Origin of the sequence: Rhodococcus sp. CX, from assembly GCF_015865005.1 — a bacterium.
Lineage (GTDB): Bacteria > Actinomycetota > Actinomycetes > Mycobacteriales > Mycobacteriaceae > Rhodococcus.
The window spans coordinates 1-3882 of the sequence record NZ_JADZGH010000130.1; the positions used below are offsets into that span (position 1 = coordinate 1).

Here is a 3882-nt window from a genome sequence, read left to right on the forward strand (position 1 = left end):
ACACCAGCATCGGTGCGGTACCGCTCGAGCTCGATCGCGCCGACGCGCCGTGTGCGGTGAACAGCCTCGTCTCGCTGGCCCGGCAGGGTTTCTACGACGACGTCGCCTGCCATCGTCTGTCCACCGACGAGGGTGCCCGCCTGTACCAGTGCGGGGACCCGTCGGGCACCGGAACCGGCGGTCCCGGCTACACGTTCGCGGACGAGTGGCCGGTGACCGTGTCGCACGGCTCCGACGGCTACCAGGCACCCCCGACGCTCTACCCGCGCGGCACGATCGCGATGGCCAACACCGGCCGGCCCGACACCAACGGCAGCCAGTTCTTCCTGGTCATCGGGGATTCGGTGCTGTATCCGGAGTACACGGTCCTGGGCACCGTCGGGGAGGCGGGCCTGCCGCTGCTCGACGCGGCCGCGGCGGCCGGTCACGACGGCAGCAGCCGCCTCGGCGGTGGCACCCCGACGACGCCGGTGGTGATCACCGGCGTCCGCTGACCGGTCCCGAATCTCGCCGGGTCAGGCCGCCGACGTCACGCGGTAGACGTCGTAGACGCCTTCCACGTTGCGGACGACGTTCAGCACGTGCCCGAGATGCTTGGGATCACCCATCTCGAACGTGAACCGGCTGACCGCGACCCGGTCTCCCGACGTGGTCACCGACGCCGACAGGATGTTCACGCGCTCGTCGGCGAGTGCCTTGGTGACGTCCGACAACAGCCGGTGCCGGTCCAGCGCCTCGATCTGGATCGCGACGAGGAACACCGACGACGGGGACGGCGCCCACTTCACCTCGATGATCCGCTCCGACTGCTCCTTCAGCGATCCGGCGTTGGTGCAGTCGGTGCGGTGCACGCTGACCGAACCGGTGCGGGTCACGAAGCCCATGATCTCGTCGCCCGGGACCGGGGTGCAGCACTTGGCGAGCTTCGAGACGGTGCCCGGCGCCCCGGGAACCTCGACTCCCGAATCACCGCTCTGTCGCGACCGGGTCGGCGTCGTCGACGGCGTCGCCCGTTCGGCGAGTTCCTCTTCGACACCGCCGACACCGCCGAGCATCGTCACCAGGCGCTGCACGACGTGCTGCGCGGAGACGTGGTGCTCCCCCACCGCCGTGTACAGCGCGGACACGTCGCTGTAGCGCAGTTCCTTGGCGGCCGCGAGCATCAGGTCGGCGTTCATCAACCGCTGCAGGGGCAGCCCGACGCGCCGCACCTCCTTCGCGATGGCGTCCTTGCCCGCCTCGAGGGCCTCCTCGCGGCGTTCCTTCGCGAACCACTGGCGGATCTTCGCCTTGGCGCGCGGGGATCCCACGAACGACTGCCAGTCGCGGCTCGGTCCCGCGTTCGGGTCCTTCGAGGTGAACACCTCGACGACCTCGCCGTTCTCGAGTTTGCGTTCGAGCGCGACGAGCCGGCCGTTGACGCGGGCACCGATGCACCGGTGCCCGACCTCGGTGTGCACCGCGTACGCGAAGTCCACCGGCGTCGACCCCGACGGCAACGTGATCACGTCGCCCTTCGGCGTGAACACGAAGATCTCCTTGACCGCCAGGTCGTAGCGCAGCGACTCGAGGAACTCCCCCGGATCCGCGGCCTCACGCTGCCAGTCGAGCAGCTGACGCATCCACGCCATGTCGTCGAGCTCGTTGGCGTCGCCCGAGTGCTTGCCCTTGGTTTCCTTGTAGCGCCAGTGCGCGGCGATCCCGAACTCGGCGGTCCGGTGCATCTCGCGGGTGCGGATCTGCACCTCGAGCGGCTTGCCCTCCGGACCGATGACGGTGGTGTGCAGGGACTGGTACACGCCGTAGCGCGGCTGGGCGATGTAGTCCTTGAAGCGGCCCGCCATCGGCTGCCACAGCGAATGCACCACACCGACCGCGGCGTAGCAGTCGCGGATCTCGTTGCAGAGGATGCGCACCCCGACCAGGTCGTGGATGTCGTCGAAGTCGCGGCCCTTCACGATCATCTTCTGGTAGATCGACCAGTAGTGCTTGGGCCGGCCCTCGACGGTCGCGTCGATCCGCGACGCCGCCAGCGTCGCGTTGATCTCGGCGCGCACCTTCGCCAGGTAGGTGTCGCGGGACGGCGCGCGGGTCGCGACAAGGCGGACGATCTCCTCGTACTTCTTCGGATGCAGGATCGCGAACGACAGGTCCTCGAGCTCCCACTTGACCGTCGCCATGCCGAGACGATGCGCGAGCGGCGCGATCACCTCGAGGGTCTCGCGGGCCTTGCGCGCCTGCTTCTCGGGCGGCAGGAAACGCATCGTGCGCATGTTGTGCAGCCGGTCGGCGACCTTGATGACCAGGACCCGCGGGTCCCGCGCCATCGCGATGATCATCTTGCGGATGGTCTCGGCCTCGGCGGCATTGCCGAGGACGACCTTGTCGAGCTTGGTGACCCCGTCGACGAGGTGCGCGACCTCCTCGCCGAACTCGGCGGTGAGCTGTTCGAGGCTGTAACCGGTGTCCTCGACCGTGTCGTGCAGCAGTGCCGCGACGAGCGTCGTGGTGTCCATCCCGAGCTCGGCGAGGATCGTCGCGACCGCGAGCGGATGGGTGATGTACGGGTCGCCGGACTTGCGCTTCTGCGTGGCGTGGCGTTCCTCGGCGACGTCGTAGGCGCGCTGCAGCTGCGACAGATCGGCCTTCGGATACAGCTCACGGTGGATCGTGACCAGCGGCTCGAGCACCGGCTTGAGCGTGGTTCCGCGCTGTCCGGTGATGCGCCGGGCCAGCCGCGCCCGCACCCGGCGCGACGCGGACGTCGATGCCGGTGTCGGGGTGGGGCCGGAGTTCGACGACCGATCAAGATTCTGGGTCATACCCACTCCTCCCGCCGCATTGCCCGGACCGTCGTGCTCGGCCCGCCGGGGCCGCCCGGCCCGGGTACCTGCGCCAACTGTAGTCCTCAGATCCGCACGATCGACGTCAGCGGGTGCTTCGCGAGCCGTGCGCGTCCGGCCAGCGCCTCGATCTCGGTCACGACCGACACCGCGACCACGTCCGCACCCGCTTCCTCGAGCAACTGCACGGTCGCGGCGAGGGTGCCGCCGGTGGCCAGGACGTCGTCGACGACGAATACCCGGCGACCCTCGAGGGCAATCGAATCGCCCGGAATCTCGATGGATGCGGAGCCGTACTCGAGGGAGTACTCGCAGGTGCGCACCGGCGGCGGAAGCTTGCCGGCCTTGCGCACCGCCAAGACCCCGACCCCGAGTTCGCGGGCGATCCCACCGCCGAGGAGGAAACCCCGCGCGTCGACGCCGGCCACCAGTTCCGCGCCCTCCGCGACGGCCGCCAGCGCGGCGATCACCGCACCGAAGGCCGGACCGTCCGCGAGCACCGGGGTGAGGTCCGCGAAGCGCACACCGGGGGTCGGAAAGTCGTCGACCCACCGGGTCCGTTCGGTCACCGCGGTCGCGGCGCGTTCGAGGAGGACAGGGTCGACGGTTCCGTGGATGCTCACCTGGTCAGTATCCACCGGTCCATGTTCCAGCCCGCACCCGCGGTCGTCGGATTCGCGACGGCGACGTGCATCCCGGGCGCGAGCGTGGTGGTGCGGGGCTGCGCGAACAGCGGCACCGTCGGCATCTCGTTCCACAGGATCGTCTCGGCTTCACCGGCCAGGGCGGCCACCGCGGCATTGTCCGAGGTGACGAGCAGCGCGTCGAGGATCTCGTCGACGCGGCGGTTCGCGAAACCACCGACGTTGCCGCCGGTCCCGGAGTGCAGGGCGCCGCGGGCGTCGGCCATGTCGGCGGTACCGCCGGCCCCGGCGACCGCGGCCGTGCCGGCGAGGACGGCATCGAACTGTCCCGTCGTCAGTTGTGACGGCGTGAACGTCTCGGATCCGGCGTCGACGACCTCGATACCGGCGTCGCG

3 protein-coding genes and 1 pseudogene are annotated in these 3882 nt (G+C 69.8%); 1 reads left to right on the top strand and 3 read right to left on the bottom strand.

The window, feature by feature from the left end; translation table 11 throughout:
- On the top strand, positions 1 to 494 hold a 494-nt coding region (locus I0Q12_RS14045; protein WP_197252507.1), incomplete at its 5' end, for a peptidylprolyl isomerase.
- Between the two features lie 21 nt (positions 495 to 515).
- On the opposite strand, the gene I0Q12_RS14050 is transcribed toward I0Q12_RS14045, so the two are convergent.
- From I0Q12_RS14050 to I0Q12_RS32835, 3 genes and pseudogenes are all read right to left on the bottom strand, one after another.
- Positions 516 to 2822 (bottom strand): bifunctional (p)ppGpp synthetase/guanosine-3',5'-bis(diphosphate) 3'-pyrophosphohydrolase, encoded by a 2307-nt coding sequence (locus I0Q12_RS14050; protein WP_197252508.1) that lies wholly within the window; start codon positions 2820 to 2822, stop codon positions 516 to 518.
- Between the two features lie 86 nt (positions 2823 to 2908).
- Positions 2909 to 3466: an adenine phosphoribosyltransferase gene (locus tag I0Q12_RS14055; RefSeq protein ID WP_374068698.1), complete on the bottom strand. Its 558-nt coding sequence runs from the start codon at positions 3464 to 3466 to the stop codon at positions 2909 to 2911.
- Positions 3463 to 3882 (bottom strand): annotated as a pseudogene (locus tag I0Q12_RS32835) (peptide-binding protein); the annotation flags it as partial. The gene I0Q12_RS14055 and the pseudogene I0Q12_RS32835, both read right to left, overlap by 4 nt.

What these genes read in the sequence shown, in the direction of transcription:
- I0Q12_RS14050 (WP_197252508.1), bottom strand. Translation starts at nt 2,822, where the DNA reads ATGACCCAGAATCTTGATCGGTCGTCGAACTCCGGCCCCACCCCGACA.